Source organism: Allobosea sp. BK604 (assembly GCF_004341515.1).
Lineage (GTDB): Bacteria > Pseudomonadota > Alphaproteobacteria > Rhizobiales > Beijerinckiaceae > Allobosea.
Genome location: NZ_SLZF01000002.1, coordinates 186,055 through 211,131, shown reverse-complemented (window position 1 = coordinate 211,131; position 25,077 = coordinate 186,055). Strand labels below are relative to the sequence as shown.

The window sequence follows — 25,077 nt, the reverse complement described above, 5'->3', positions numbered from 1 at the left end:
CCGCTTAGCGCGGCGCTGCGATGATGATCGCAGCGCCGGCGAGGCAGATGATCCCGCCGGCAATGTCCCAGCGATCGGGCCGAGAGCCCTCCGCAAGCCAGAGCCAAAGCAGCGAGGCGACGATGTAGATGCCGCCATAGGCGGCATAGGCGCGCCCGGCCGCCTCGCTCTCGACCAGCGTCAGCAGCCAGGCGAACAGCGCCAGCGAGACGAGGCCCGGCGCCAGCCACCAGGCCGGCTTGTCGAGCCTGAACCAGGCCCAGAAGGCGAAGCAACCGGCGATCTCGGCAAGTGCCGCCGCGGCATAAATGGCAAAGCTCGGCATCATCTCTCCAGCATGCGCCGGCTTTGCCAAACGCGCCGGGAAGTTTAGAGCCTATTCCGGCGGAAACCTATCCGCGTCATCCCGGTACAAGCCCTGAGAGCGGTGTCGGCGCTACGCCGTGCTTCGGCTGGGATGACGGGGCTAGAGCGAGGATAGGCCGGGACCATGGCACGTGACATCGCGATCATTGGCGCAGGCCCGGCCGGCCTGATCGCGGCCGAGCGCCTCGCCGAGGCAGGCTACGCGGTAACGCTCTATGACCGCATGCCCTCGCCGGCGCGCAAATTCCTGCTGGCCGGGCGCGGCGGCCTCAATCTCACCCATTCCGAGCCGTTCGAGACCTTCCTCACCCGCTATCGCGAGGCCGCTCCCTGGCTTGAACCCGCCCTGCGTGCCTTCCCGCCGCAGGCGCTGCGTGACTGGGCCGATGGGCTCGGCCAGGAGACCTTCATCGGCAGCAGCGGTCGCGTCTTTCCCAAGGCGATGAAGGCCTCGCCGCTGCTGCGCGCCTGGCTGCGCCGGCTCGAAGGGCTCGGCGTCGCCTTCGCCCCGCGCCACGATTGGCGCGGCTGGGGCGAGAACGGCGCGCTACTCTTCGAGCATGACGGCGCAACCGTCGAAGCCCACCCCGCCGCGACACTGCTGGCGCTCGGAGGCGCAAGCTGGCCGCGGCTCGGCTCCGATGGCGGGTGGACGCCCCTGCTTGCCGAGCGGGGCATCGCGCTCTTGCCTTTGCGCCCGGCCAATGGCGGCTTCGCTGTCGCCTGGTCGCAAATCTTCCGCGAACGTTTCGCTGGGGCGCCATTGAAGCGCATCGCCATCTGCTTCGCCGGCGGGGAGGCGAGGGGCGAGGCGATGATCGATGCCGACGGGCTGGAGGGTGGCGCGGTCTATGCGCTCTCCGCCCCACTGCGCGAGGCGATACAGCGCGACGGCAAGGTCGCCATCAGGCTCGATCTCAGGCCGGATCTCGACGAGGCCCATCTTGCGGAACGCCTCGCCGCCCGTCGCAAGGGGGAGACCCTGAGCAACCACCTGCGCAAGGCTGCCGGTCTCGCGCCCGTTTCGGTCGCGCTGTTGCGCGAGCCCGGCCGCCTGCCGGAAGAGCCTGCAGCGCTCGCCGCTCTGATCAAGGCCTTGCCGCTGATGCTCACCGGCCTGCGCCCGATCGAGCGCGCCATCTCGACCGCTGGCGGCATCGCGACGAGCGAGCTCGACGAGAACCTCATGCTGAAGCGTCTGGCGGGCACGTTTGCCGCCGGCGAGATGCTCGATTGGGAGGGGCCGACCGGCGGCTATTTGCTCCAGGCCTGTTTCGCCACGGGCGTCGCGGCAGCGCTGGGGATCGAAAGCTGGCTTCGCAGTTAGGGGCGCATTGTCGAAAGACTGTCGGATAAGCCTGCTAACCACCTGAACGGCCGCGCTCCGCGGCGCGTTTCCAGGGCAGGGGCAGGACAGATGACGGGCGAGGATCGGCCGCTGGGCGGCGTTCACCTGAATGCCGGGTTCGGTGGGTTGCAAAGCCGCACCCCACATGAGGTGGCGGCGGCGCCCCGTTTCGAACTGCTGATCGTCGGCGACTTCGGCGGGGAGAGCCGGATGAGCGACCTCACCAGCGAGGATATCGCCTCCGCGCTCGCCGGCCACGGCGCCGTCATCCGCTTCGATGTGCCGAACCATCTCGGCAGCGAGCCGCCTGCGCTCGCCATCGCCCTGCCGGTTCGCTCGCTGCGCGATCTCGACCCGGGCACGATCGCGGCCCGCGTGCCCGAGATCGTCAAAGCCGAAGCGATCGCGGCCGAGATCGCCCGCAGCGGCTCCGTCGCCGGGCTCGATGCCGAGGCGAAAGGCCCGCGCTTCGACAAGCTGACCGCGGCGCTCGCCGGGCAATTGCGCACGCCGCGCCAGGCCGCCGCTGCCACCGCACCGGCTGCGGCCGAAGACAATTCGCTAGACAGCCTCCTCTCGCTGGTCGATGTGCCGGGTGCACCGCAGCAGGCCGACCCCGCCAGCGCCGCCATCTCCGCCTTCCTCTCCTCGACGCGCGGGCCGCAAGCCGCGCCCTCCGGCGCATCCGCCGCCCGCCCCGACGCGGTCACCCGCCAGATCGAGGCGATCACCCGGCATCCCGCCTGGCTCACGGCCGAGGCCGCCTGGCGTGGCCTGAAGCTCGTGCTCTCCGCCCGCGGTCGCGGCACGAAGCCGGCGCTCAAGCTCTGGGATCTCGGCGGCGAGAGCATCACCGACGCGCTCGCAAATGACGGGTTCATCGGCGCGCTGGCCGAAACTGCGCAGGAGGCGCGCTGGAGCGCGATCCTGGTCGTCGGCGCTTTCGGCACCTCAGCCGCCGATTTCGAGGCGCTGCGCCATCTCGCATTGCTCGGCTACGCCAGCCAGACTCCGGTCATCGTCTCGCTCGCGGCCGGTTTTTTCGGCAAGCCTGCCGCCGAGGTCGCGGCGATGGACAATCCCGCCGCCCTGCTCGACGGCCCGGCCCATGCCGCCTGGCGTGGCCTGCGCGACCGGCCGGAAAGCCAGTTCCTCTTCGCAGCCTGGAACGACGTCGTGCTGCGCGCCGGCGAGGGACAGGCCCCACTCTGGGGCGACGCCGGACTCGTCGTCGCCGCGCAGATCCTCTCCAGCCTGTCGCGCAGCGGCTGGCCGACCGAGATCCTCGGTAACCAGAACCCGGTCGAGGGTCTCGACGTGGTCGAGCTTTCCGTCCGCGGCGGCAAGACCATCGCGCTGCCGCTATGCGCTGCGCTCGATGGCGGCGTGGCCCGCGATCTCGCCCGCGATGGGCTGATGGCGCTGGTGGGCCGGGCCGATCGCGACCAGGCCTGGCTCGTGCGCGCCGCCGCCGTCCACCAATACGGCGCCGTCACCGATGAGATGAAGGCGGCGATGGAGGGCTTTGCCGGGTTGCCTTTCCGCTTCGTCTCCAGCCTGCTCGAATCCGTCAGCCGCGAGCGGGTCGAGACCTTGCCGCGCGGCATCTCCGATCACGATGCCGCCCTGCTGATCGAGCAGGCGCTGAGCGATCTCGTCCAGACGACCGGGCCGGGCGCGGCGGTCACCGTCGCGCCGACCGCAGCTTCTCAAGACGGGGCTCGCGCCTTCGAGGTCTCGGTCACGCTCGGCCGCGAGGTCATGGGCGGCTTCGGTTTCTCCTTCGATATCGAGGCCTAGACAAATCGATTCCTCCTTCCGACGCAGCCGCGAAGATGAACGGGAGCAAACCTTTCCGTTCAGGCGCGGTTGCAGTTCCGACGGCTCTACTGGAGCCAACAGACGAAGGAGGAACTCATGCGTCAGTTACTGATCGCCGCAGCCATCGCGCTCGGAACGGCCGCGACGCCGTCCGTCGCGAGCGAGGTCTTCAAGGGATCGGCCGCGCTCGACAAGACCGAGGCCACCTATGTGCGGCACACGCGCGAGCACCGCATGTGGGAGATCCAGCGGAACATGGAATGGCAGGACCGGCGCCGCCACTATGATCGCGGCTACGGCTATGGCTATCGCCGCCATCATGGCCCGCCGCCCTGGGCGCCGGCCTATGGGCGCCGCTATCAGGAGGAGCGCTACTACGACCGCTTCTGATCCCGCTTCCGACAGGGCCCGGCCGCAAGGCCGGGCCTTCTCGTGTCCGGCGCAACCTCGCCGGTCTCACCGCGTTGCCTCAAGACCAAAGCAACGCAGGGAGGCCCGCGATGGCGCAGAGCAAGCGCAAATGGTCGGGCGAGGTAACCCGCCACAGCGACGCGCTCGACCTTAAGAGCTCGGTCTTCAAATCCGACGATCCGCGTCGCATCGCCGGCTCGCTCAAGCGCTCGGCCGAGGGCAGCCGGCGGCGCAAATCGAGCCCGTTCCGCTCGGCCATGTCGATGCTGACCTTCTACGTCAACCGCGCCGGCAGGAACCTGCCGAAGGAGAAGTTGAGGACGCTCGACGCCGCCAAGCACAGCCTGCGCCGGCTCTTCCATCGCGAATAGGGGCGGAGATCCTCCGCCCCTGCAATGGTGAGCCTCAGCCCTTCACGAAGGCGAGCAGGTCGGGATTGAGCACATCGGCATGAATGGTCAGCATCCCGTGCGGATAGCCCGGATAGGTCTTGAGCGTGCCCTTCTTCAGCAGCTTGACCGAGAGCAGCGCCGCGTCCGCGATCGGCACGACCTGGTCATCCTCGCCGTGGAGCACGAGCGTCGGCACGGTGATCGCCTTCAGATCCTCGGTCTGGTCGGTTTCCGAGAAGGCCTTGATGCCTTCATAGTGCGCCAGCGCGCCGCCGATCATGCCCTGGCGCCACCAGTTCTGGATTACGCCCTGCGAGACCTGCGCGCCCGGCCGGTTGAAGCCGTAGAACGGGCCCGAGGCGACATCGAGATAGAACTGCGCGCGGTTGGCGGCGAGCGCGCTGCGGAAATCGTCGAATACCGAGATCGGCGTGCCCCCAGGATTGGCTTCGGTCTTCAGCATCAGCGGCGGAATGGCGCTGACCAGCACGGCCTTGGCGACGCGGCCCTGGGGCTGGCCGAATTTCGCGACATAGCGGGCGACCTCGCCGCCGCCGGTCGAGTGGCCGATATGGACAGAATTGCGCAGGTCGAGATGCTCGGCCACGGCCGAGGCATCGGCGGCGTAATGGTCCATGTCGTTGCCGGTATCGACCTGCGATGAGCGGCCATGGCCACGCCGGTCATGCGCCACGACGCGATAGCCATGCTGCAGGAAGAACAGCATCTGCGCGTCCCAGTCGTCGGAGGAGAGCGGCCAGCCATGGTGGAAGACGATCGGCTGGGCGTTCTTCGGCCCCCAATCCTTGTAGAAGATCTCGGTGCCGTCCTTGGTTCTGACGAAGCCGCTGCTCATGGGATGGTCTCCTCTTGGGTGCTGGTTGGAGGCGAGGGATTGCGCGAAGGCCCCGGTGGGCAGCAGGCTCGCCACCGAGGCGCCGGCCGCGGCAGCGACGACGCTGCGTCGGGTAAGACCGGGATGGGGTACGCTGTGGCTCATGGCTTGCTCCGCAACGGGTTTAGCGATGCGGAAAAGCTAGGCGAGCGACTCGTGGCCGAGAATCCTACATAGGGTTCGGCGGATCATACGAAGGTGTGGGGCGGCCGCGCCAACAGAGTCATTGCGAGAAGCGTAGCGACGAAGCAACCCAGGGGGACGTCGAGCGAGACCCCCTGGATTACTTCGCTGCGCTCGCAATGACGGGGTTGGCTCAGGGCCCGAACGTCAGTGGCGTACAATTCCTCAGACGAAGCCGATCCAGCGCCCGGCGACCAGCGCCGCCAGCCAGAGCGCGAGCGAGGCCGCGGCTCCCGCGCGGATCCGCGCCGAGGGGCGGTCATCGGCCAGCGCCTCCCGAAAGCCAGCGCCATGGTGCTGCAGCGCGATATTGCCAAGTGCCAGCGCGAGCAGGCCGAGCTTGTAGAGGAAGGCCGGGTTCGCCGCATATTCGGTCGGCTTGACGGTGAACAGCCAGAACCCCGTGACCAGCGCGAGCGCCAGGCCGAAGCCGGCCGCCCGCACCAGGAACGGGCCGATCACCGCGAGCGGCGCGCCGCGGATCACGCCGACGAGGCGCAGGTCGAGCGGCAGGATGGCGCCGAGCAACAGGCCGATGCCAAGGATATGCGCGGCATTGACGAACAGATAGACGGTGCCGGAGCGCTGCAGCAGCAGCGCGCCCGGCCACTGCCCGAGCGCCTCGATCACAGCCACCGCGCCGCGTCAGTTCGTGCGGATGCGCTCCGGATACATGTCGTAATTCTTGCCGGCGATCGTGATGCGCACCGCCTTCATATGCGCCTTCTCCTTGTCGAGATGGCGGTTGCCCAGCGCGGTCACCTTGTCGCCGGGCTTGGCGGTGTCGCCGCGGAAGCCGGAGCGTTCGGTCTGGTTGGGATTGCCGAGGTCGACCTGCCAGAGCTTGCCGCCGGATTCGACCATCAGCAGCGGGTGCGGCGGCGCCATCGAGATCTTGCGAATGGTGCCGTCGAGCGTCATTTGCTCGCCCTCGGCCCAGGACCAGCCGTGATGCGCCAGGGCCGGGGCGGCGAAGGCGACGAGCCCGAAGGCAATGAGACTGCGGCGGTTCGGCGTCATCTGGTCTCTCCCTTCCGCGCCGCGCTTCTGCGGCTTGTGGGCTATTCAACCACGAAACCGGGGCGGTGTTGCAGGGGATTGGGTCACATCTGCGTTGTGGAGTGATTTTCGGCCCCTCTCGCGCCACATTCGCGCTTGTCACGCTCATCCGCCAGCCCCGGCGACTAGGCTCTCGGATTGCAACAAGCATCGCGTAACGCAACTATCAATTAACCGGGGGTGAATTGAAGTTGCATCTGCATACAAATCGCGCAACTATGCACTCTAAAGTTGAAATTCAATGCTGAGGCTGTGTTGATATGGCTAAGGTCAATGAGAAAATTGCAGAACCTACTCCAGCCACGCAGATTGCCGAAGCCGCACTAAAAAAGAAGCGGACTCAGCGTTCTTTTCCTGCCTCATCATTTGAGGAGCCGTTGTCTTTTGCCAAGGCTATTTTTCAAATTGGCAGTGGGCAGGCTGTAAAACGACTCACTCTCTTCGATCAACTGGGAAAATCGCCGGAGAGTGGAGGGTCGAGGCAGCTAATTGTTAACGCCGGTCGTTACGGATTAACGAAAGGTGGGGTTCAAGCGGACAATATCGAGCTCACCCCCGAAGGATTGAAAGCCGTCGATGAGCAGGTATCGGGGCGAGAGCAAGTCAGGACTAGAGCAAATCTAGCAATTTTGGGCATCGAGCCATTTGAAAAGCTGTACCAAAAATTTGTTGGGAATAAATTGCCAGCACACGCTGTTCTTATTGATGCCGCGAAGGACATCGGAATCGAGAGCGAGCATGCGCCGGAGGCAATCGATACTTTTGTCGTTAATTTGAGATTTGTTGGATTGCTAAAGACATTATCCGGAGCTGAAAGAATAGTATCTCTGGATATGTTGCTCGATGAGTTGCCTGCATCCGGTGTCAAGGCCGGCATCGAAGTGCAAACGGTGCGGCAAACAACAAGTGTTATTACATCTGAGCATGCGCACTTCGAACAAACTTGCTTTTATGTTGCGCCAATTGGCGAGGAGGGGTCCGAGGCTCGAAAACATTCCGATCTTTTCCTGGGAACTTTAGTGGAGCCTGCTGTTGAGAATTTTAAACTAAAGGTAGTCCGAGCTGACGCGATTGATAAGCCTGGGGTAATCACACGTCAAATAATTGACTACATAATGCGTGCGAGATTGGTCATCGCAGATTTGTCTTTTCACAATCCTAACGTGTTTTACGAATTGGCCCTCCGACATTCTGTTAAACTACCGATCGTTCAGATTATTAGATCGGCTGATAAGGTTCCGTTTGATGTAAATCAAATGAGAACAATTCAAATTGATACTTCAGATATATACTCGTTTGCTCCGAAGATCGAATCTTACCGAGCCGAGATTGCAAATCAAGTTAGGCGCTCGCTCGAGGCTGATCATATCGTTGATACCCCGATATCAGTTTACTTTCCGAGCATGACGGTGAAGCTTTAGGGACGCCTATCTCCGTCCCCGCCGCTTGCGCTCTTCCCCCGCCCCGAGCGGCCGTGATTCCGGCACCGGCCCCATCTCATCCAGCGTCGGCTTGCGGACGCGCGAATTCCCCGCGCCGAGCGGGCTGAAGCGCTCTCCGCTTCTCGGCTTCGCCTCGCCACCACCCCAGTTATGCGGGCCCATATCCGCATCGGTCGGCTTGCGCGCCCGCGTCGGCAGGTTGGCGCTGGCGCCGTAACTGCGCTCACCCTTGTACTTTCCGGCACTCGCCTCGACATCGCCCTGCCGGGCCAGCGGGTCGTCGGCGATGGCGAGCTCGGTCGCCTGCAGGCGCTTGATCTCGTCGCGCAGCCTGGCGGCGGTCTCGAATTCGAGGTCGGCCGCGGCCTCGCGCATGCGCTTCTCGAGATCGGCGATGGCCGCCTTGAGGTTGTGGCCGGCGACGGGCGCCTCGACCAGCCCCCTGTCGACCGTGACATGGTCGCGCTCATAGACCGAGCCGAGGATGTCGCCGATATTCTTGCGCACCGTCTGCGGCGTGATGCCGTGCTCGAGGTTATAGGCCTCCTGCTTCTCGCGCCGGCGATTGGTCTCGGCCATGGCCCGCTCCATCGAGCCGGTGACATGGTCGGCATAGAGGATGACCTTGCCGTCGACATTTCGGGCCGCGCGGCCGATCGTCTGGATCAGCGAGGTCTCGGAGCGCAGGAAGCCTTCCTTGTCGGCGTCGAGAATGGCGACGAAGCCGCATTCGGGAATGTCGAGGCCCTCGCGCAGCAGGTTGATGCCGACGAGCACGTCAAAGGCCCCGAGGCGCAGGTCACGCAGGATCTCGATGCGCTCGATCGTGTCGATATCGGAGTGCATGTAGCGCACGCGCACGCCGTTCTCGTGCAGGTATTCGGTCAGATCCTCCGCCATGCGCTTGGTCAGCACGGTGACCAGCGTGCGATAGCCTTTCTCGGTGACCTCCTTGATCTCGTCGAGCAGGTCGGCGACCTGGTGCTTGGCCGGCCGCACCTCGACCGGCGGGTCGATCAGCCCGGTCGGGCGGATGACCTGCTCGGTGAAGACGCCGCCGGTCTGGTCCATTTCCCAGCCGCCGGGCGTGGCCGAGACATGGACCGATTGCGGGCGCATCGCGTCCCATTCCTCGAAGCGCAGCGGCCGGTTGTCCATGCAGGAGGGCAGGCGGAAACCGTATTCGGCCAGCGTCGCCTTGCGGCGGAAGTCGCCCCGGTACATCGCGCCGATCTGCGGCACGGTGACGTGGCTCTCGTCGGCGAAGACCAGCGCATTGTCGGGCAGGTATTCGAACAGGGTCGGCGGCGGCTCGCCCGGCTTGCGGCCGGTGAGATAGCGCGAATAGTTCTCGATGCCGTTGCAGGAGCCGGTCGCCTCGATCATCTCGATATCGAAGGTGCAGCGTTGGTCGAGCCGTTGCGCCTCGAGATAGCGGCCCATGCGGTTGAGCTCGTCGAGCCGACCCTTGAGCTCCTCCTTGATCGACTTCACCGCCTGGTTCAGCGTCGGCCGCGGCGTGGTGTAGTGCGAGTTGCCGTAGACCTTGACGAATTCGAGGTCGCCGGTCTTCTGGCCGGTGAGCGGATCGAATTCCGAGATGCTCTCGACCTCGTCGCCGAACAGGCCGATGCGCCAGGCCCGGTCCTCATAGTGCGCCGGGAACAGCTCGATGACATCGCCGCGCACGCGAAAGGTGCCACGGGCGAAATCGCCGAGCGTGCGCTTGTATTGCAGGGCCACGAGATCGGCGATGAGCTGGCGCTGCTCGATGATCTCGCCGACCTTGATCGAGAAGGTCATCGCCGTATAGGTCTCGACCGAGCCGATACCGTAGATGCAGGAGACCGAGGCGACGATGATCACGTCGTCGCGTTCGAGCAATGAGCGCGTCGCCGAATGGCGCATGCGGTCGATCTGCTCGTTGATCGAGGATTCCTTCTCGATATAGGTGTCCGAGCGCGGAACATAGGCTTCCGGCTGATAGTAGTCGTAATAGGAGACGAAGTACTCGACCGCGTTGTCGGGGAAGAAGCTCTTGAACTCGCCATAGAGCTGCGCGGCCAGCGTCTTGTTCGGCGCCAGGATCAGCGCCGGACGCTGCGTCTCCTCGATCACCTTGGCCATGGTGAAGGTCTTGCCGGAGCCGGTGACGCCGAGCAGCACCTGGTCGCGCTCCTGCCGGCGGATGCCGTCGACGAGATCGCTGATCGCACCCGGCTGGTCGCCCGAGGGCTTGAACTCGGTCTGCATCTGGAAGCGGATGCCGCCTTCCGACTTTTCCGGCCGGGCCGGGCGATGCGGCGTCCAGGGCTTGCCGGCATCGATGAAGGGGCTGCCGCTTTCCAGGAGGCCGCGCAACGCCAGCGCCGTCACCGAGGCGGCGGTCTGGCTCTCCTCGTCGTCGAAGGCGGAGGCCGGATCGTTCTTGCGCTTCGGCTTCCTCTTGGGAGCGTCCTCGACCTCGCCATAGCCGGCCTGCGGCCGGTCGCTGAAGCCCGAGGCGCCGCCGGGCACCGCCGTGCCGCGATTGATCGCCGGGTTGAGCAGGTCAGCGAGATAGCCCTCGAGCGGCTTCAGATCCGGCTTCGACGCCTTGGATTTCGGCGTGCGGGCGGAGGCGGGCTTCTTGGCGGGCTTCGCCTTGGTCGTATCGGGAGCTTTCGGCATGGCCGCAATATGGGCCCGAACCGGCTCCGATGCGAGGGGGGAGCGATCTATTGATGACAGGAGCTGACAGGAGACAATCCGGCGAACGGCCCGGCGATGGCGCGGCGGCCGCCGTCTCTGCGACGGCGGCCGCACGTCTTCATGTCCCGAAGCGCATCACCTTGTTGCTTCGGATCGCTTCCTCGACCTGAAGCTCCTCCTTGGCGAGGTAGAGATGGAGCACGGCCATCGGGCTGAGATCACGCACCTGCGGGATGAGATAGTCGATCATCGCGATCAGGGCAGAGAGCTCTGCCGGAGCTTCCGGCTCTGAGCGCTCGGGTGCGGCGGCTTCCCTCATGATGCGTCCGCCCCGTCGAAAGCGCCGGGCCGATGCCATTCGCCCTCGCGCCGAACCAGGAGCGCGGCGCCGGATTCGTGGGTGATCGGCTCCGCGAGCGGCGGCATCACCAGATCGATCTCGTAATAGACTTCGTCGGTCAGGTAGGTGACCCCGTCGCCCGCGCGTTGCTCGAAGCCGAAGCGCTTCCACATCGGCAGGAACGGCTCCGCCGCCTGGCCGTAGATGCGGCGATAGCCCTTGGTGCGGATGAAATCGACCGCGGCATGGACCAGCGCCGAGGCGAGCTTTTCCTTGCGCTGCGGCTGCAGCACCGCAAGGCGTTCCAGCTTCACGAAATCGGCGAAATAGCGGATGCGGATGCAGCCGGCGGGTTCGTCCCCGACATAGCCGATCAGATGCGTTGCCGTCATATCGTTGCCGTCGATATCCTCGAAGACCGGCAGGAAGCGCTCGCCGACGAAGGCCGCCCCGCGAATCGAGATGGCCAGCAGCAGATCGTCGAGCCCATGCGCGACCTTGATGCCGAGGCGCGTGCCGGCCAGGCCCGGCATGTAGCTGTCATAGCGCGGTCGCTCGCCGGCCGGGTCGGGAGGCGACAGGCTGAGCATGCCCGGCGCAACCCAGTCCTTGTGCTTTGCACCTTGCTTGAAGCCGGAGCGGACGAAGAAGCTATGGGCCGTCGCCGTCGCGGCATGGCAATACATCGGCAGGCCGCGATAGCGCGGCAGCGAGAAGCGTTCCATGACGAGTGCCAGGCCACCGGCGACCGCGGGCGCCATATCGGTGTACCAGTGATAGATCGCCGCCGGCCGCTCCCAGGGACGCGCGATGAACGCCACGTCCGGATCGCGGGTGACGAGCCGTCCATCGAACAGCGCGTCGTGGCCCTCGGGATTGAGCGGCAGATGGCACCAGAAGCCGAGTGGATCATTACCCGGCTCGTCTCGCCATGCGCCCTTAGCCATGGTAACAATCGTGTCGGGATTGTGGCGGAATACGCGCATGACGGCATCGAGCGAGGCAGGCTTGGAAATATATGTGCGCGCCCGCTCGACCATCCGGGCGACAATGCTTTCGGATGGCGTGAAGATGACGAAGCCCCGGCTGTATTTCTCGAAATCGAGGTTCAGGAGGTTGCGGACCTCTTCACGAGAAATCTCTTTCCCTTCTGGGAGGACGTGAACGCCCATGGCAATTACTCCGTTTAACGCTAAGGGTTTGTTGCCGGCGTTCTCAATTTACTCTCAAACTCAGGGGCTAGGTGATGTCGAAATCGCCTAACCCGATGTTGGAATCGCATCACTCCAATCTCACTGTGGGTGCAGACATAAACTGGGAAGACATCAGGATTTTCCTGAAGGTAGCGGAGGTCCGCAGTTTCCGAACGGCTGCGGCTCAGACCGGCTATTCCCCGAAAGTCGTCACGGCGCGCATCAATGCGCTGGAGCACCAGATCGGTGCAGTCCTGTTCAACCGCGACGCCCGTGGAGCCGAGCTCACGACTGCCGGCACGGTCGTTCGCGAGCGCGCCAACCTGATGCTCGCTTCCGCGCAGAGCCTGCGGGCGCTATGCGACCGGCGCCAGCCTATTCGGCGAACGGTCAAGGTCGGCTGCACCGAGGGCATCGGCACGTTCTGGCTGTTGCCGCGCCTGATCGAATTGTCGGAGAGCTATCCCGGCATCCACGTCCAGCTCGACTGCGAGACGAGGCCGAGAAACGTCAAGACGCTCGATGTCGATATCGCCGTGCAACTCGACCGGCCGGAGGTCGACCCCGACCTCAAGATCGTTCGTCTCTGCAGCGTCCATGTCGTCCTCTTCGCGGCGCAACGCTATATCGAGAAGCACGGAAAGCCCGAGCGTCGGGCCGACCTGGTCGATCACAATGTTCTGGAGATCGCCGGCGCGCAAATCCGGAGCGAGGCCCTGGAACTCGACAAGCTCGGACGCGACCCGCGCGAATTCGTGAACCTGTCTCTGAACACCGCCTCGGCACAGCTCGTGGCTGCGAAGCACGGTGCCGGTATCACCGCCATGCCTACTTTCACGGTTACGCTGACCGACGGCCTGGTCCATGTCGCCGAGGATTGGGCGCTGCGGCGCGACGTCTGGCTGGTGTTTCACAGGCAGGCAGCCGAACTCCCGCATGTGCGCAAGACGATCGACTGGATCAAGCAGGCCTTCGACCCCAACCGGTATCCCTGGTTTCGCGACAGCTTCGTCAAGCCTGGCGAGATTGCAACGATCACGCGCGACCGCGAGACTCGGGCGGTGCGAGAGGGTTACGACCAATACGCGTGAGCTTGTTCGCTAGCGCATCGGCACGAAAAGTGGATTGCGGTTTTCGGAAGAAGCCGATGCGAAAACAAGAAGCTAGATCATTGCAGCGTATACGATAACCGGTCCAATGATCTAGCGCGACGATTGCTCGCCCTCGACCAGCGCCTCCACCAGATCGACGATCCGCCGGCGAACCATGCCGCTGCGGATTTGCGAAAAGGCCTGATTCAACTGCACGCCTTCCGCCGTCGCGAGGAAGGCGGAGATATCGGTCGCAGGCCTGCCATCCTGGACAGGATTCGACGCGCCAATATTCGACGAAGGCGCACCCTCGAAGAAGAACGCCACCGGCACCTGCAAGATGTTGCTGATCTGCTGCAGACGACTCGCACTGATGCGATTCGTGCCCTTTTCGTATTTCTGGATTTGCTGAAAGGTCAGCTCCAGTGCCCCGCCCAATTTTTCCTGACTCATGCCGACAAGCATGCGGCGCATTCGAACGCGGCTGCCGACATGGCGATCGATGGGATTGGGCACTGTATTTGGCATTACCCGTATGGAGCCGCAACCGCATGCTTTATGTCAAGCACATAAACAGCGACCGGAATACGTCATAGCAATTCACAGCAAAGCCGCGCCGCTTCTCCATGGATCGCAGGCGGGTTTACAGGCTTACCCTGTTTGCCCCATCCGCTCGATCTCCGCCTTCTTGCGCTCGGCCCAGTCGCGTCCTTCGTCGCCGCCCCAGAGCAGCCACGCGATATAGCCCGCGGAGGGGTTGCGTCTATTGCCGAAATCCGCGGCCTGCTTGTCGACCGAATGGCGGGCGAAATAGCTCGCCATGCGCCTGATCGTGTCCTCGCTCAGGCGCTTGCGCGCACGCAGGTCACGCGCCCGCGCGATGCCGATCTGCGTGCCGCCGCGGTGGAATTCACGCCGCAGGCGAAGACCCATTTCGGCGTTCTCCGCCAGTGTTTGCGGCGGGACGAGATCGATATGTTCGCTCACGGGCCCTCTCCACTTCACTCTCGGATTTCAGAGCGCGACCGCCATCATCCTGCCGGATGAGGTAGGCCGGATGCTCCTTCGAGGCGTTGCGCCTGATGCGCTTGCCCTTGATGGTACGGCTGACCGTGCGGGTGTAGACTCGCTCGATCTTGCCTTCGGCGGTGTAGGCACCCCATCTCCAGGTGACCGCCGTTCCAAGTTCCAACGCTGTCATCGTGCTGCTCCTGAACGGCCATGATGAAAGAACGCAAATAGCGTGGTTCGGTTCGCCCGATCCGCGCAGGATCAGGGGAGGAGGCCTAGGATGAGCCGTGCCTTCGTCAAGGAAGCGGAAGAGGGTGAGGCCTATGAAGACCTGCCGGACAGGCCGGTCTCGCCGCATCCCAACCTGGTGACGCCGGAGGGCCTCGCCCAGATCGAGGCCGCGTTCGAGCGCTGGCATGACGAGCACGCAGCCGCCCTGGAAGCCGAGGACAAGGCCGAGATCGCCCAGACCAGGCGCGAGCTGCGCTACTGGACGGCGCGCCGTGCCACGGCCGAGCTCGTGCCGCCGCAGATCCGGCATGACGAGGTCCGCTTCGGCTCTACGGTGACGATTGAGCGCGGCGATGGCAGGCAGCAGAGCTGGCGGCTCGTGGGGGAGGACGAGGCCGAGCCGGCGCAGGGCACCTTGCCCTATGTCGCGCCGCTGGCCCGCGCCCTGATGGGCAGATCCGTGGGCGATCAGGCCGCGATCGGCACCGAAACGGTGACGATCGTCGCGATCGCGTAATACCGCTGCGCTAATCCGATCTCAGCCAAAATGCCGGACAGCCCGGCGAGGGTGATCCCGGTCGCGTGTTTCGGCGCGGCCATGACTGTCGCCGCGCATAATCCCGGAGGTCCGATGCGCCCTCGCAGCCTGTTTCGCCAGATCGTACTTCCGGCCGTGCTGCTCGCCGGCACACAGGCTTTCGCCGTCGGCTCCGACTGGACCTATCTCGACGACAATCCCGATTACCGCCAGGCGAGGCGCTGGATCGAGGAGAAGAACTATGCGGCCGCGATCGACAAGCTGATGGAGCTGGCCAAGACCCAGCCAAATTCGCCGGAACTGCTCAACTGGATCGCCTTTTCGCATCGCAAGCTGAAGAACTACCCGGTCTCCAAGCAATTCTACGACGCGGCGCTACTGCGCGATCCAACCTTCCTGCCGGCGCTCGAATATCAGGGCGAATGGTTCATCGAGACCGGTGACATGGCCTCGGCCAAGGCCAATCTCGAGCGGCTCGCCAAGCTCTGCGGTCGCTGTCACGAATGGCAGGATTTGAACGAGGCGGTCACCAAGGCAGAAGCCGCGAAATGACGGCGCGGCCTCCGCGATCGTCGCGTCAATTGGCCGCCGGCCAGCGAACTTCCCCGTCACCGCTGCGTTGACCTCCAGACAGGCCAAGTGGCCGAGCAAGGAGGACGCGATGAGCAAGCTGCCCCCTATTCCCCCCGAGAACCGCAGCTCCAAGGGACCTGGCGAACCCGCCACACCTGAACGGGAGGCACCGCGCCGCCCGGCGGGCGAGCGGCCGGCGAACCCTGATCAGCATGGCCGCCAGGCCAATATCAAGCAGAACACGACCCATCAGGGCCATCAGCAGGATCGCTGATCGGGAGGGAGCGATGTCGACATCGACCAAATCGCCGCGGACCATTCGCCAGGGTGGGCCGGGCGCCTCGCATGAGAACGCGAAGAAGCCGCTCGAGATCCGGAAGCCGCCAGCCGACGAGGATAACCGCCGGCGCGCCAGAATTTCCGGCGGAGGCGGCGAGCGCGACAGCCATCATACCCACGACCCCGAGAGCAAGGGCGGCGGAAGCCGCCCGGCAAGAGCGGAGCGATGACAAGACACCGCAAAATGCAGAGGCCCGGCGATGCGGACCCGCGTGGTCGCAGCGGACATCGCTGGCGGATCATCGCCTGAAAGATCAGGCGTTTGGCCCGCCCTCGATCTCGGTGACCCAGGCCAGCGCCGCCTCCATCTGCTCCGGCCTGAAGGCGCGGATCTCGACGAAGGGCACGAGCGGGCTCGCGATCGCAGCCAATGCCGCGATCCAGCCCTTGTCGCTGATCAGCGCCTCGCGCGGAAAGCGCTTGAGTTCGAAGAGCTTGCTCAGGCTGTAGCGCAGGTCCTTCGCCGTCGCCATGAAGGTGATGTCCTTGAAGGCAGTGAGGTCGACGAGGACGCCGATCTTCTCATGCCGCGAGAGCCGCGCCTCGATATCGGCGATGAGCCCCTCATAATCCTCGGCCGTAAGCGTCTCGGACAGGCGATAGGCCGCGACATGATCGGGCGCGGCGAGGATTTCGAACATGATCGTCTCCTGGCGATATCTGCCAGGGTCGAACGCGCAGGTGCGGCCGAGGTTTCCGCGCCGCGATGACGCTATTTGATCGCGAGGACGATCAGCAGGAAGGCCAGCACCAGGATGAGCTGCTTGAAGCTCCAGTTGATCCGCCGCAGCTCGTCGGAGACCGGGTCGTCGGGCTCCTCGTCGTCCTGAGCGGCGGCAGGAGGCGGTTCCGTCGGGCTTTCGGCCAGCGCGCTGCTCCAGTCGATGCTCTCGACCAGCCCGCGCGCACCGGCGCTACGCTGTCCGTCCGGCTCCAGGCCGAGATTCCAGACCACGGGCAGGGCCGGGCTGGCGTCGCGCTCGTCCTCGCGCACCCAGAGGCTCGTCGTCGCATTGAGCGAGAGGCGCCGGGCCGCGCCGGCAACGACGTCGCGCTTGAGTGCTTCGAACAGCACGACCGGAGTCCAGAGCTCGGCCAGATAGCTGTCATCCTCGTCGCGATAGCCCAGCGTCAGCAGGATGCGGGTCTCGCTGCCCGCGGGCAGCGGCCGCAGCACGAGCACGATCGTCGAGGCCACGCCCTCGAAGCCGACGCGCCCGAGCCTATCGCCGGCGACATGTGCCTCGCCCTCGATCCGGCAGCTCTCGCGCAAGCGTTCTGCCGTGCTGGCGAATCCGCTGACGAGACGCAGATTCTGCCCCTCCAGTCGCAGGTGCCGGCCGATGCCCTGGACGAAGCGCCCCGCCACCCCGGCAATCGTCATCCGGCCCTCGCTGACCGAAACGGCTCGTGCTGTCCCGTCCTGAATCATCACGCTCCTGCCTCGTCCCGGCGCCAAGCTCACAGAACTTCGCGCCCGGGGCAACCGGACATGGTCATTGCCCTGCCAGGATCAGGCTCTAGCTTCGCGGCGAGCCAACGGAGGAAGCCCATGTCGGATGAACTCGTCGTCTATTCGAATCCCATGTCGCGTGGCCGCATCGTGCGCTGGATGCTGGAGGAAGTCGGCCAGCCCTACCGCATGGAGGTCGTCGCTTTCGGTCCGGCGATGAAGGGGCCCGCCTATAAGGAGATCAACCCGATGGGCAAGGTGCCGGCGCTGAAGCATGGCGACATGGTCGTCACCGAATGCGCGGCGATCTGCGCCTATCTCGCCGATGCCTTCCCGCAGGCGGGCCTCGCGCCCGAGCCCGGAAGCAAGCTGCGCGGCCCCTATTACCGCTGGCTCTTCTTCGGCGCGGGGCCGACCGAGGCGGCGGTGACCAACAAGGCGCTCGGCTTCGTCGTGCCGGAGGAGCGCAGCGGCATGTGCGGCTATGGCAGCTTCGGCGACGTCATGGACAGCCTGGAGGGCGCCGTGAGCCATGGCGACTACCTGCTCGGCGACAGGTTCAGCGCCGCCGATGTCTATCTCGGCGCGCAGATTTCCTGGGGCCTGCAATTCGGCTCGATGGAGCGACGCCCGGCCTTCGAGGCCTATGCCAAGCGCCTGCAGGCCCGCCCGGCAGCGATCCGTGCCAACGAACTCGACAACGCGCTGATGCCGGAGCAGCAGAAGGCGGGTTGAACCGACTTGCGCCGGGCGCATGCCGCGCCCGGCCGCAGCCGGGTTGCCGGGCATTTCCGGTTGCTCTTATTCTCAAGAGATCGGCCGGCTATTTCGCCGGCCGCTCCCGTTTCGCGGGATAGCGGGACATGGCTCCCGGCAGCAGGCAGATATGAACGAGACTTCCGTAGCCGCCATGCCGCGCCATGGCATGGGCTTCTATCCTTTCGTGACCTTGATGGCGGCGCTGATGGCGACGAATGCGCTCGCCATCGACGCGATGCTGCCCGCTCTCCCGGAGATCGGCGACGCGCTCGGCATCGCCGAGCCGAATGACCGGCAATGGATCGTCACCGCCTATCTGCTCGGCTTCGGCGTCACCCAGATCATCTACGGCACCTTGTCCGACCGTTTTGGCCGCAAGCCGATCCTGACCTTCGGCCTCGTGATCTATGTCGCCGCGAGCGTGCTGGCTTCCTTTGCTGGCTCTTTCCAGGCGATGATGTTCGCCCGCGTGGTCCAGGGCGTCGGCGCGGCGGCGACGCGCGTGCTCGCCATCTCGATCGTGCGCGACTGCTATTCCGGCCGCGACATGGCCCGCGTCATGTCGCTGGCGATGATCGTCTTCCTGGCGGTGCCGATCCTGGCGCCCTCGATTGGCCAGGCGATCCTCTGGGTCGCGCCCTGGCGCTGGATTTTTGGCGTGCTGACGACCTTCGGCGCGGTCGTCCTGCTCTGCTCGGCCCTGTTCCTGCCGGAGACGCAGCACCCGGAGGACCGCAAGCCGATCGAGCTTCGCACGATCGTCGCGGCCTTCCGCACCACGCTGACGACGCGGATCTCGGTCTTCTACATGCTGGCGATGGGCTTTGTGCTCGGCGGGCTGTTCGGCTTCGTCAACAGCGCCCAGCAGATCTTCGATGTCGTCTTCAAGGCCGGAGACTGGTTCACCATCGTCTTCGCGCTGATCGCGATGTTCATGGCGGTGGCCTCGCTGGTGAACGCCCGCATCGTCGTCAGGCTCGGCATGCGCCGCGTCTCGCATGGCGCGCTGCTCGGCTTTATCGGGCTGACCAGCGTGCATGCGGCGCTGGCTGCGAGCGGGCACGAATATATCTGGCTCTTCGCCATCCTGCAGGGCGGCACGATGTTCTGCTTCGGCCTGATGGCGCCGAATTTCAACGCCATGGCGATGGACCCCCTCGGCCATGTCGCCGGCACGGCCTCCTCGGTGCAGGGCTTCGTCACCACGGTCGGAGGCGCCTTGCTCGGCTTCTATATCGGCCAGCATTTCAACGGCACGGTGGTGCCGCTGACGCTCGGCTTCGCGATCTGCGGCACCATCGCGCTCGGCATGGTGCTGATCGCCGAGAAGGGCCGGCTGTTCCACCCGACGGCCGGTAGATCCTAGAGCATTTTTGAGCGAAGTGGATGCCGGTTCGCGTGAAGAAAATGCGTCGAAACAAATAGATAGAGCATTTTCGCGATTCGAAGAAACGCGGAAATGCTCTAGAGCAGGCGCCGATCTGATCGGATCCGGCTCGATGAGCGCGGCCGACCACGATGACGGTTATTCCGCGGCAGTGCTCAGCGACTCCGCTGCTGGCCGCGCCCTGACCGCGCAGAACTTGAATTCCGGGATCTTGCCCATCGGGTCGAGCGCCGGGTTGGTCAGCAGGTTCGCCGCGGCCTCCGCATAGCAGAACGGCATGAACACCATGTTCTGCGGCACATCGCGGTCGGAGCGGACCTTGACGGCAATCGCGCCGCGGCGCGTCTCGAGCTGGACGAGCCCGCCCGGCACCAGGCCGAGCCGGCCGAGATCGCGCGGCGACATCAGCGCCACTGCCTCAGGCTCGAGATCGTCGAGCACACCGGCGCGCCTTGTCATCGAGCCGGTGTGCCAATGCTCGAGCACCCGGCCGGTCGAGAGCACCATCGGATACTCCTCGTCCGGCAGCTCGTCCGGCGGCACGATATTCGCCGGCACGATCTTGGCGCGGCCGCTCTCGGTCGGATAGCCCTGCGCGAAGATGATCTCGTTGCCAGGCTTGTCCGGCGCATCGACCGGATAGGTCACGGCGCCCTCGCGCTCCAGCCGCTCCCAGGTGATGTTGTTGAAGGAGGGCATCACCAAAGCCATTTCGGCGAAGACATCGGCCGGCCCGCCATAAGTCCAGTCGCAGCCGATACGCCTGGCGATCTCCTGGATGATCCACCAATCCTGGCGCGCATCGCCCGGCGGCCGCACGACCTGGCGTGCCATCTGAACGCGCCGGTCGGTATTGGTGAACGTGCCGACCTTCTCGGCGAAGGCCGAGGCCGGCAGCACGACATCGGCATGGAAGGCGGTCTCGGTCAGGAACAGGTCCTGCACCACGAGATGGTCGAGCTTTGCCAGCGCGCCGCGGGCATGGTTGAGGTCGGGGTCCGACATCGCCGGGTTCTCGCCCTCGATATACATGCCGGTGATCTCGCCGGCATGGATCGCGTTCATGATCTCGACGACGGTGAGCCCCTTCTTGGGATCGAGCGACTGGCCCCAGAGCGTCTCGAAGATCGAGCGCACCTCTTCCTTCTCGACCGACTGGTAATCCGGATAGACCATCGGGATCAGCCCGGCATCGGACGCGCCCTGCACATTGTTCTGGCCGCGCAGCGGATGCAGGCCGGTGCCCGGCCGGCCGACCTGGCCGGTGACCATGGCGAGCGCGATCAGGCAGCGGGCATTGTCGGTGCCGTGGATATGCTGGCTGATGCCCATGCCCCAGAAGATGATCGAGGCGCGCGAGCGGGCATAGGCGCGCGCGACCTCCTTCAGCTCCTCGGCCGGGATGCCGCAGACCGCCGCCATCTTCTCCGGTGGGAAGGCCTGGATGCTCTCCTTCAGGCGCTCGTAGCCCTCGGTATAGCCGGCAATATACTGCTCGTCGGTCAGGCCCTCGCTGATGATCGTGTGCAGCAGCGCGTTCAGCATGGCGACGTCGCTGCCCGGCTTGAAAGCCAGGTGCTTCCAGGCATGGCGCGAGAGCGCCTGCCGGCGCGGGTCCATGACGATGAGCTTGGCGCCCTTCTTCACGGCATTCTTCATGAAGGTCGCCGCGACCGGATGGTTCACCGTCGGGTTGGCGCCGATGACGATGATGACCTCGGCGTCGAGCGCGGCGGCGAAGGGCGCGGTGACGGCGCCGGAATTGACGCCCTCCATCAGCGCCGCCACCGAGGAAGCGTGGCAGAGGCGGGTGCAATGGTCGACATTGTTCGAGCCGAAGCCGGTGCGGACCAGCTTCTGGAAGAGATAGGCCTCCTCGTTCGAGCCCTTGGCCGAGCCGAAGCCGGCGAGCGCCTTGCGGCCCTTCGCGTCGCGGATGCGCTTCAGGCCCGCCGCGGCCAGATCAAGCGCCTCCTCCCAGCTCGCTTCGCGGAAATGCGTCCAGGGATTGGCCGGGTCGACCTGGTCCCAGGCATCCTTCGGCATGTTCGGCAGGCGCACCAGCGGCTTGGTCAGCCGGTGCGGGTGATGGATATAGTCGAAGCCGAAGCGCCCCTTGACGCAAAGCCGGTTATGATTGGCCGGCCCGTCGCGGCCCTCGGCATAGACGATCTCGTTGTCCTTGACGTTGTAGGTGACCTGGCAGCCGACCCCGCAATAGGGGCAGAGCGAGTCGACCTTCTTGTCCGGATAGACCGCGCGGGTCTGGTTGGCGTCGAGGAAGGCGGACGGCATCAGCGCCCCGGTCGGGCAGGCCTGGACGCATTCGCCGCAGGCGACGCAGGTCGACTGGCCCATCGGATCGTCGAAATCGAAGACGATCTTGGCACCGGCGCTGCGATAGGCCATGCCGATCACGTCGTTGACCTGGACCTCGCGGCAGGCGCGCACGCATAGGCCACATTGGATGCAGGCGTCGAGATTGACGCTCATCGCCGTGTGGCTGGTGTCCGAGTGCCAGCGCTCGACCGCCGGGAAGCGGCTCTCGCTGACGCCCGTCCTGTCCGCCCAGCTCCAGAATTTCGAGCTGGGGTCGTGCGAGGTCTCGCGGGCCGGCTGGTCGGCGACGAGCAGCTCCATCACCATCTTGCGCGCCTTCTCGGCTCGCTCTGTCGCGGTGTGGACCTTCATTCCGACCGTCGGCTTGCGCATGCAGGAGGCAGCGAGCACGCGCTCGCCCTCGATCTCGACCATGCAGGCGCGGCAATTGCCGTCGGCGCGGTAATCCGGCGCAGGCGAATAGCACAGATGCGGAATCTCCGTGCCGAGCCGCTGCGCCACCTGCCAGATCGTCTCGCCAAAGGCGGCTTCGACGATTTCGCCATTCAGTTCGAAGCTGATGCCGTTGCTCATTCCGCGGCTTCCTTCGTCATGAATTCCTCCGGGAAGTAACGCATCACGCAGGTCAAAGGGTTCGACGCCGCCTGGCCGAGGCCGCAGATCGAGGCGTCGCGCATCGCCTGCGAGAGCTCGCCGAGCAGTTCCTGGTTCCAGGTCGGCCGCTGCATCAGCATCACCGCCTTCTGGGTGCCGGCGCGGCAGGGCGTGCATTGCCCGCAGCTCTCATCCTCGAAGAAGCGCATCAGGTTGAGCGCCGCCCCGCGGATATCGTCCTGGTCGGAGAGCACGACGACGGCGGCCGAGCCGATGAAGCAGCCATGCTTCTCCAGCATGCCGAAATCGAGCGGGATATCATCCATGCGCGCCGGCAGGATGCCGCCCGAGGCGCCGCCAGGCAGATAGGCATGGAAGCGGTGGCCCTCCTCCATGCCGCCGCAGAATTCCTCGATCAGCTCGCGGATCGTGACGCCGGCCGGCGCCAGCTTGACGCCCGGTTGCTTGACTCGCCCCGAGACCGAATAGCTGCGCAGGCCCGTGCGGCCATTGCGGCCATGCGCGTTCCACCAGGCATTGCCCTTCTCGATGATGTCGCGGATCCAGTAGAGCGTCTCGACATTGTTGATCAGCGTCGGCTGGCCGAAAAGCCCGACCTGAAACGGGTAGGGCGGCTTGTGCCGTGGCAGCCCGCGCTTGCCTTCGAGGCTTTCGAGCAGCGAGGATTCCTCGCCGCAGATATAGGCGCCGGCCCCGCGCCTGAGATGCAGCTTCGGGCCGCCTTCCGGCAACCTGGCGATCTCACGCTCGAGGATCTCGCGCGCCACCGGATACTCGTCGCGGATATAGATATAGACCTCGTCGGCCTCGACCACATGCGCGCCGATCAAGGTGCCCTCGAGGAAGCGGTGCGGGTCGGTCTGCAGGTAGAGCCGGTCCTTGAAGGTGCCGGGCTCGCCCTCGTCGCCATTCACCGCCATCAGCCGCGGGCCGGGCTCGCCGCGCACCGCGCGCCATTTCCGGCCGGTTGGGAAGCCGGCGCCGCCGAGCCCGCGCAGGCCGGAATCGTCGAGCACCGTCAGGATCGAGTCGATGCTGCGCTCGCCTGAGCGCAGCGCGTTCAGCAGCGTATAGCCGCCGCCGGCGATATAGGCATCGTAGCCGACATACTCTTCCATATGCGGATGCGTGTCCTCGGCCTCGATCGCGGCCAGCACGCTCTCCTTCGTCGCCCCGAGCAGGAAGTTATGGCCGACCTCGACCGCCGGCGCGTGGTCGCACAGGCCGACGCAGGGCGCCCGCACCACGCGCACGCCGGGACCGACCGAATCCTGCAGGGTCGCGAGCAGCTCTTCCGAGCGGAACATCGCGCACGTCAAGCTGTCGCAGACCCGCACCGTCAACGGCGGGATCTCGGGCTCGCCCTCCTTCACGATGTCGAAATGGGCATAAAAGGTCGCGGTCTCGAAGACCTCGGCGAAGGACAGCTTCATGATATCCGCCAGCGCCGCCAGATGCGCCGCGGTGATCTGGTGGTAGCGGTCCTGGATCAGGTGCAGATGCTCGATCAGCAGGTCACGCTGGCGTGGCCGCTCGCCGAGCAGGGCCTCGACCTCCTCCAGTGCCTGGGGTTCGACCTGGCGGCCCTTCGGCGTGGATTTTGCCCGCTTTCGGCCCAGACCCGGATGCTCGAAGGGCTGGACATGCTGAGTCTGATGATCGTGCGCAGTCATCGCTCGGACCGTTTCTCCCTCGTCGGAGCCTGGGCTCCGCCTATCCGCGCCGTTGATCCGGCTGCTTGTGATAAGGCGACGTTATCGGAACGATTCTAAGTTGCCAATCCCTGGCATGCAAGATGCCAGAATGTGATCAAGCCATAGGCAGCATACGCCCTGGCAGTCCCTGATGCGAATGGGATTGACTCTCGAAGGCTGCCATCCGTAGATCATGCACGATCCAAGATGCAGGATGCAGCCTTTGAGCGGCGCACGAAAAATCGAGCGGGTCGTCCTCGGCGACCAGGTCTATGAGGCGATCAAGGAGCGCATTCTCGACCAGGCCTATGCGCCGGGTGAGAAGCTCAATGTCGACGGGCTGGTGCGCGAGCTGCAGGTCTCGTCGACGCCGATCCGCGAGGCGCTGACGCGGCTCGTCGCGGAGGGGCTGGTCAAGGCCGAGCCTTTCATCGGCTTCGCCACCGCGCCATTGCCGGACCAGCGCTATTACGACGACGTCTACAGCTTCCGCGGCGTGATCGAGCCCTGGGCCGCCGGCGAAGCGGCGCGGCGCCGGCCTGACGCGGACATCATCAAGGCCCTGCGCGACGAGGTCGCGACCATGATGGCCGGCGCGCCGTCGCGCGAGTATCGCAGCCACCGCTCCTTCACCGAGGCCGACGACCGCTTCCACCGCATCATCCTGCAGGCCGCCGGCAATCAGGTCGCGCTCAAGAGCTATGACGACCTGCGCTTCCACCTGCACATCTCGCGCCTCTACCTGACGCGCGAGCAGGATGTCGGCCTGACCCATGCCGAGCATTTCCGCATCGTCGACGCACTCGAAGCGGGCGATGCCGATGCAGCGGCCGAGGCCATGCGCCTGCACCTGGAAGGCTCCTACGAGAGGCTGATCAAGTAACCGCAACCACCCGAGGCCGAAA

At 65.2% G+C, this 25,077-nt stretch carries 27 protein-coding genes; 13 read left to right on the top strand and 14 right to left on the bottom strand.

Features of this window, described 5'->3' with window-relative positions:
• Window positions 1–4 precede the first annotated feature (4 nt).
• On the bottom strand, window positions 5–328 hold the full coding sequence (locus EV560_RS06470; RefSeq protein WP_465246978.1) for a YnfA family protein: 324 nt from the start codon (window positions 326–328) through the stop codon (window positions 5–7).
• Between the two features lie 162 nt (window positions 329–490).
• Here EV560_RS06470 and EV560_RS06465 point away from each other — a divergent pair, with 162 nt between their 5' ends.
• The 4 genes from EV560_RS06465 to EV560_RS06450 all read left to right on the top strand — a co-directional run bounded on the left by EV560_RS06465 (window position 491) and on the right by EV560_RS06450 (window position 4,317).
• Complete coding sequence (locus EV560_RS06465; RefSeq protein ID WP_131854920.1) at window positions 491–1,693, top strand: TIGR03862 family flavoprotein; 1,203 nt, start codon at window positions 491–493, stop codon at window positions 1,691–1,693.
• Between the two features lie 90 nt (window positions 1,694–1,783).
• Complete coding sequence (locus tag EV560_RS06460; protein ID WP_131854919.1) at window positions 1,784–3,514, top strand: type VI secretion system contractile sheath domain-containing protein; 1,731 nt, start codon at window positions 1,784–1,786, stop codon at window positions 3,512–3,514.
• A gap of 117 nt (window positions 3,515–3,631) precedes the next feature.
• Window positions 3,632–3,925 carry a hypothetical protein gene (locus tag EV560_RS06455; RefSeq protein WP_131854918.1) on the top strand — a complete coding sequence of 98 codons (294 nt, stop codon included), beginning with the start codon at window positions 3,632–3,634 and terminating at the stop codon, window positions 3,923–3,925.
• Between the two features lie 110 nt (window positions 3,926–4,035).
• Complete coding sequence (locus tag EV560_RS06450) at window positions 4,036–4,317, top strand: DUF3175 domain-containing protein (RefSeq protein ID WP_131854917.1); 282 nt, start codon at window positions 4,036–4,038, stop codon at window positions 4,315–4,317.
• A 34-nt stretch (window positions 4,318–4,351) separates the two neighbouring features.
• Here the strand turns inward: EV560_RS06450 and EV560_RS06445 are convergent, their stop codons facing one another.
• The 3 genes from EV560_RS06445 to EV560_RS06435 all read right to left on the bottom strand — a co-directional run bounded on the left by EV560_RS06445 (window position 4,352) and on the right by EV560_RS06435 (window position 6,436).
• Window positions 4,352–5,194, bottom strand: coding sequence for an alpha/beta fold hydrolase (locus EV560_RS06445; protein ID WP_348982204.1), 843 nt, complete (start codon window positions 5,192–5,194; stop codon window positions 4,352–4,354).
• Window positions 5,195–5,581: 387 nt separating this feature from the next.
• Window positions 5,582–6,052, bottom strand: coding sequence for a DUF2214 domain-containing protein (locus tag EV560_RS06440; protein ID WP_131854915.1), 471 nt, complete (start codon window positions 6,050–6,052; stop codon window positions 5,582–5,584).
• Window positions 6,053–6,061: 9 nt separating this feature from the next.
• The gene (locus EV560_RS06435) at window positions 6,062–6,436 is read right to left on the bottom strand and encodes a DUF6152 family protein (RefSeq protein ID WP_131854914.1); all 375 of its coding nucleotides are present in this window, start codon (window positions 6,434–6,436) and stop codon (window positions 6,062–6,064) included.
• 299 nt (window positions 6,437–6,735) lie between these two features.
• On the opposite strand from EV560_RS06435, the gene EV560_RS06430 reads away from it, so the two are divergent.
• On the top strand, window positions 6,736–7,896 hold the full coding sequence (locus EV560_RS06430) for a hypothetical protein (protein ID WP_131854913.1): 1,161 nt from the start codon (window positions 6,736–6,738) through the stop codon (window positions 7,894–7,896).
• A 6-nt stretch (window positions 7,897–7,902) separates the two neighbouring features.
• On the opposite strand, the gene uvrB is transcribed toward EV560_RS06430, so the two are convergent.
• The 3 genes from uvrB to EV560_RS06415 form a co-directional block, all read right to left on the bottom strand.
• The gene (uvrB, locus tag EV560_RS06425) at window positions 7,903–10,587 is read right to left on the bottom strand and encodes an excinuclease ABC subunit UvrB (protein ID WP_131854912.1); all 2,685 of its coding nucleotides are present in this window, start codon (window positions 10,585–10,587) and stop codon (window positions 7,903–7,905) included.
• Between the two features lie 139 nt (window positions 10,588–10,726).
• The gene (locus EV560_RS06420) at window positions 10,727–10,927 is read right to left on the bottom strand and encodes a hypothetical protein (RefSeq protein WP_131854911.1); all 201 of its coding nucleotides are present in this window, start codon (window positions 10,925–10,927) and stop codon (window positions 10,727–10,729) included.
• A complete protein-coding gene (locus EV560_RS06415) occupies window positions 10,924–12,120 on the bottom strand; it encodes a GNAT family N-acetyltransferase (protein WP_131854910.1) in 1,197 nt (398 codons plus the stop codon). The genes EV560_RS06420 and EV560_RS06415 overlap by 4 nt, the downstream gene beginning before the upstream one ends.
• A 74-nt stretch (window positions 12,121–12,194) precedes the next feature.
• Here EV560_RS06415 and EV560_RS06410 point away from each other — a divergent pair, with 74 nt between their 5' ends.
• Window positions 12,195–13,232, top strand: a complete 1,038-nt coding sequence (locus tag EV560_RS06410; protein ID WP_131854909.1) for a LysR family transcriptional regulator — start codon at window positions 12,195–12,197, stop codon at window positions 13,230–13,232.
• Between the two features lie 111 nt (window positions 13,233–13,343).
• Here EV560_RS06410 and EV560_RS06405 read toward each other — a convergent pair whose 3' ends face one another.
• The 3 genes from EV560_RS06405 to EV560_RS06395 all read right to left on the bottom strand — a co-directional run bounded on the left by EV560_RS06405 (window position 13,344) and on the right by EV560_RS06395 (window position 14,433).
• A complete protein-coding gene (locus EV560_RS06405) occupies window positions 13,344–13,760 on the bottom strand; it encodes a helix-turn-helix domain-containing protein (protein ID WP_131854908.1) in 417 nt (138 codons plus the stop codon).
• Window positions 13,761–13,883: 123 nt separating this feature from the next.
• Window positions 13,884–14,165 (bottom strand): hypothetical protein, encoded by a 282-nt coding sequence (locus EV560_RS06400; RefSeq protein WP_131855481.1) that lies wholly within the window; start codon window positions 14,163–14,165, stop codon window positions 13,884–13,886.
• Complete coding sequence (locus EV560_RS06395; RefSeq protein ID WP_131854907.1) at window positions 14,143–14,433, bottom strand: hypervirulence associated TUDOR domain-containing protein; 291 nt, start codon at window positions 14,431–14,433, stop codon at window positions 14,143–14,145. Before EV560_RS06395 ends, EV560_RS06400 begins: the two co-directional genes overlap by 23 nt.
• Before the next feature lie 90 nt (window positions 14,434–14,523).
• On the opposite strand from EV560_RS06395, the gene greA reads away from it, so the two are divergent.
• The 4 genes from greA to EV560_RS06375 all read left to right on the top strand — a co-directional run bounded on the left by greA (window position 14,524) and on the right by EV560_RS06375 (window position 16,094).
• Window positions 14,524–14,991: a transcription elongation factor GreA gene (greA, locus tag EV560_RS06390; protein WP_131854906.1), complete on the top strand. Its 468-nt coding sequence runs from the start codon at window positions 14,524–14,526 to the stop codon at window positions 14,989–14,991.
• A gap of 114 nt (window positions 14,992–15,105) precedes the next feature.
• Entirely contained in the window at window positions 15,106–15,564 is a 459-nt protein-coding gene (locus EV560_RS06385; protein ID WP_131854905.1) for a tetratricopeptide repeat protein, read from the top strand.
• A 109-nt stretch (window positions 15,565–15,673) separates the two neighbouring features.
• Window positions 15,674–15,859 (top strand): hypothetical protein, encoded by a 186-nt coding sequence (locus EV560_RS06380; protein ID WP_131854904.1) that lies wholly within the window; start codon window positions 15,674–15,676, stop codon window positions 15,857–15,859.
• 13 nt (window positions 15,860–15,872) lie between these two features.
• The gene (locus tag EV560_RS06375) at window positions 15,873–16,094 is read left to right on the top strand and encodes a hypothetical protein (RefSeq protein WP_131854903.1); all 222 of its coding nucleotides are present in this window, start codon (window positions 15,873–15,875) and stop codon (window positions 16,092–16,094) included.
• Window positions 16,095–16,178: 84 nt separating this feature from the next.
• On the opposite strand, the gene EV560_RS06370 is transcribed toward EV560_RS06375, so the two are convergent.
• Both EV560_RS06370 and EV560_RS06365 read right to left on the bottom strand, forming a co-directional pair.
• Entirely contained in the window at window positions 16,179–16,565 is a 387-nt protein-coding gene (locus tag EV560_RS06370) for a SpoIIAA family protein (protein ID WP_207907959.1), read from the bottom strand.
• A 71-nt stretch (window positions 16,566–16,636) separates the two neighbouring features.
• Window positions 16,637–17,359, bottom strand: coding sequence for a hypothetical protein (locus EV560_RS06365; RefSeq protein ID WP_131854901.1), 723 nt, complete (start codon window positions 17,357–17,359; stop codon window positions 16,637–16,639).
• A 117-nt stretch (window positions 17,360–17,476) separates the two neighbouring features.
• On the opposite strand from EV560_RS06365, the gene EV560_RS06360 reads away from it, so the two are divergent.
• Both EV560_RS06360 and EV560_RS06355 read left to right on the top strand, forming a co-directional pair.
• A complete protein-coding gene (locus tag EV560_RS06360) occupies window positions 17,477–18,112 on the top strand; it encodes a glutathione S-transferase family protein (RefSeq protein WP_131854900.1) in 636 nt (211 codons plus the stop codon).
• 151 nt (window positions 18,113–18,263) lie between these two features.
• Window positions 18,264–19,502 (top strand): multidrug effflux MFS transporter, encoded by a 1,239-nt coding sequence (locus EV560_RS06355; protein ID WP_248311923.1) that lies wholly within the window; start codon window positions 18,264–18,266, stop codon window positions 19,500–19,502.
• Between the two features lie 159 nt (window positions 19,503–19,661).
• On the opposite strand, the gene fdhF is transcribed toward EV560_RS06355, so the two are convergent.
• The gene (gene fdhF / locus EV560_RS06350; protein ID WP_131854899.1) at window positions 19,662–22,436 is read right to left on the bottom strand and encodes a formate dehydrogenase subunit alpha; all 2,775 of its coding nucleotides are present in this window, start codon (window positions 22,434–22,436) and stop codon (window positions 19,662–19,664) included.
• Complete coding sequence (locus EV560_RS06345) at window positions 22,433–24,151, bottom strand: NADH-ubiquinone oxidoreductase-F iron-sulfur binding region domain-containing protein (RefSeq protein ID WP_131854898.1); 1,719 nt, start codon at window positions 24,149–24,151, stop codon at window positions 22,433–22,435. Before EV560_RS06345 ends, fdhF begins: the two co-directional genes overlap by 4 nt.
• A 244-nt stretch (window positions 24,152–24,395) precedes the next feature.
• Between EV560_RS06345 and EV560_RS06340 the strand changes: the two genes are divergently transcribed.
• Window positions 24,396–25,055 (top strand): GntR family transcriptional regulator, encoded by a 660-nt coding sequence (locus EV560_RS06340; protein ID WP_165923353.1) that lies wholly within the window; start codon window positions 24,396–24,398, stop codon window positions 25,053–25,055.
• Window positions 25,056–25,077 lie beyond the last annotated feature (22 nt).

Bases quoted from the DNA above. Each gene is read 5' to 3' on its own strand.
- greA (WP_131854906.1), top strand. From the start codon at position 14,524: ATGAGCCGTGCCTTCGTCAAGGAAGCGGAAGAGGGTGAGGCCTATGAA.
- EV560_RS06470 (WP_465246978.1), bottom strand. From the start codon at position 328: ATGATGCCGAGCTTTGCCATTTATGCCGCGGCGGCACTTGCCGAGATC.
- EV560_RS06360 (WP_131854900.1), top strand. From the start codon at position 17,477: ATGTCGGATGAACTCGTCGTCTATTCGAATCCCATGTCGCGTGGCCGC.
- EV560_RS06460 (WP_131854919.1), top strand. From the start codon at position 1,784: ATGACGGGCGAGGATCGGCCGCTGGGCGGCGTTCACCTGAATGCCGGG.
- EV560_RS06345 (WP_131854898.1), bottom strand. From the start codon at position 24,151: ATGACTGCGCACGATCATCAGACTCAGCATGTCCAGCCCTTCGAGCAT.
- EV560_RS06395 (WP_131854907.1), bottom strand. From the start codon at position 14,433: ATGACAGCGTTGGAACTTGGAACGGCGGTCACCTGGAGATGGGGTGCC.
- EV560_RS06370 (WP_207907959.1), bottom strand. From the start codon at position 16,565: ATGTTCGAAATCCTCGCCGCGCCCGATCATGTCGCGGCCTATCGCCTG.
- EV560_RS06420 (WP_131854911.1), bottom strand. From the start codon at position 10,927: ATGAGGGAAGCCGCCGCACCCGAGCGCTCAGAGCCGGAAGCTCCGGCA.
- EV560_RS06385 (WP_131854905.1), top strand. From the start codon at position 15,106: ATGCGCCCTCGCAGCCTGTTTCGCCAGATCGTACTTCCGGCCGTGCTG.
- EV560_RS06400 (WP_131855481.1), bottom strand. From the start codon at position 14,165: ATGGGTCTTCGCCTGCGGCGTGAATTCCACCGCGGCGGCACGCAGATC.
- EV560_RS06355 (WP_248311923.1), top strand. From the start codon at position 18,264: ATGAACGAGACTTCCGTAGCCGCCATGCCGCGCCATGGCATGGGCTTC.
- EV560_RS06450 (WP_131854917.1), top strand. From the start codon at position 4,036: ATGGCGCAGAGCAAGCGCAAATGGTCGGGCGAGGTAACCCGCCACAGC.
- EV560_RS06375 (WP_131854903.1), top strand. From the start codon at position 15,873: ATGTCGACATCGACCAAATCGCCGCGGACCATTCGCCAGGGTGGGCCG.
- EV560_RS06380 (WP_131854904.1), top strand. From the start codon at position 15,674: ATGAGCAAGCTGCCCCCTATTCCCCCCGAGAACCGCAGCTCCAAGGGA.
- EV560_RS06415 (WP_131854910.1), bottom strand. From the start codon at position 12,120: ATGGGCGTTCACGTCCTCCCAGAAGGGAAAGAGATTTCTCGTGAAGAG.
- EV560_RS06410 (WP_131854909.1), top strand. From the start codon at position 12,195: ATGTCGAAATCGCCTAACCCGATGTTGGAATCGCATCACTCCAATCTC.
- EV560_RS06465 (WP_131854920.1), top strand. From the start codon at position 491: ATGGCACGTGACATCGCGATCATTGGCGCAGGCCCGGCCGGCCTGATC.
- EV560_RS06405 (WP_131854908.1), bottom strand. From the start codon at position 13,760: ATGCCAAATACAGTGCCCAATCCCATCGATCGCCATGTCGGCAGCCGC.
- EV560_RS06430 (WP_131854913.1), top strand. From the start codon at position 6,736: ATGGCTAAGGTCAATGAGAAAATTGCAGAACCTACTCCAGCCACGCAG.
- EV560_RS06445 (WP_348982204.1), bottom strand. From the start codon at position 5,194: ATGAGCAGCGGCTTCGTCAGAACCAAGGACGGCACCGAGATCTTCTAC.
- EV560_RS06455 (WP_131854918.1), top strand. From the start codon at position 3,632: ATGCGTCAGTTACTGATCGCCGCAGCCATCGCGCTCGGAACGGCCGCG.
- uvrB (WP_131854912.1), bottom strand. From the start codon at position 10,587: ATGCCGAAAGCTCCCGATACGACCAAGGCGAAGCCCGCCAAGAAGCCC.
- EV560_RS06435 (WP_131854914.1), bottom strand. From the start codon at position 6,436: ATGACGCCGAACCGCCGCAGTCTCATTGCCTTCGGGCTCGTCGCCTTC.
- fdhF (WP_131854899.1), bottom strand. From the start codon at position 22,436: ATGAGCAACGGCATCAGCTTCGAACTGAATGGCGAAATCGTCGAAGCC.